Genomic DNA, 1,003 nt, shown 5'->3' on the forward strand with positions numbered 1-1,003 from the left:
AAGACTAGAGCTGACTTAACGCAATGCTTCTTTGGTCACCTGAGCCTCAAGCACTGCGACCACTCGCCTATTTTTAGCGCGCCCATCTTCAGTCTCGTTGTCTGCAATCGGCTGCTCCTCACCGAAGCCTTTTGCGGCAACTCGCTCTTCAGCGATGCCGAACTCGTCAACCAATACTCGCCTAACAGACTCAGCTCTACGTTGAGATAGCTTCAGATTGTACCGACGACTGCCTTGGTAATCCGTGTGTCCCTCCACCGTCAAAGTCGTTGATACGACTTCTTTCATAAAGTCTGCGATCTTCTTAACTTCCGGGTAGTATTCTAGCGTTAACTCATCACTTTTCGCTGCAAACTTAATATCCATGGTAATTGCAACCTGCTTGGTCAACATGACGGCACAACCCGTTTCATCTACACGGAATGATGGGTTTGTACCAGGGCACAAATCAGTATCATCGAATACACCATCTAAATCTTCATCAGTTGGTTCTGGCTCAGGCTCAGGCTCAGGCTCCGGTATTGGTTCGGGTTCTGGTTCGGGCTCTGGCTCCGGTTCCGGCTCTGGTTCCGGAATTGGCTCTGGTTCAGGCTCTGGAGCCTCTCGAATAAACTCTCGACCAAATGAATAACCCAAAGTCATTCTGACACCTAAGTCTGTTTGCTCATGATCGGCACCATGCAAAGCTAACAGTTCACCACGAAAAATATAGTTGGTATCCTGATAGGCCTTTACTCCTAAGCCCAAGTGAATTGCAGTTTCTTTTACTTTGCTGCTACTTTTCAAGTCAAACTTCTGATGGCCCATGCCCGCCGATAAGAAAGCTCGGGTGTTACCCTCATTCAGGTGATAGAGCACGCCTGGAGACAAACGTTTAGTCCGGCTATCAGGACCTCCCCTTTTGCCATCAGCGTTATACATGGAAAACCACAGGTCCCAGGATAAGTCACTACTTAATGGTCGCTCAAACCCAGCTTCAAAGCTAAGCCCTTCCTCAAGATTG

1 protein-coding gene is annotated in these 1,003 nt (G+C 48.5%); it reads right to left on the reverse strand.

Annotated features, from left to right (window positions below; all coding sequences use genetic code 11):
- Positions 1 to 15 precede the first annotated feature (15 nt).
- On the reverse strand, positions 16 to 1,003 hold a 988-nt coding region (locus A3729_RS31320; protein ID WP_068633298.1), incomplete at its 5' end, for an OmpA family protein.

The sequence above is a fragment of the Oleiphilus sp. HI0043 genome, from assembly GCF_001634935.1.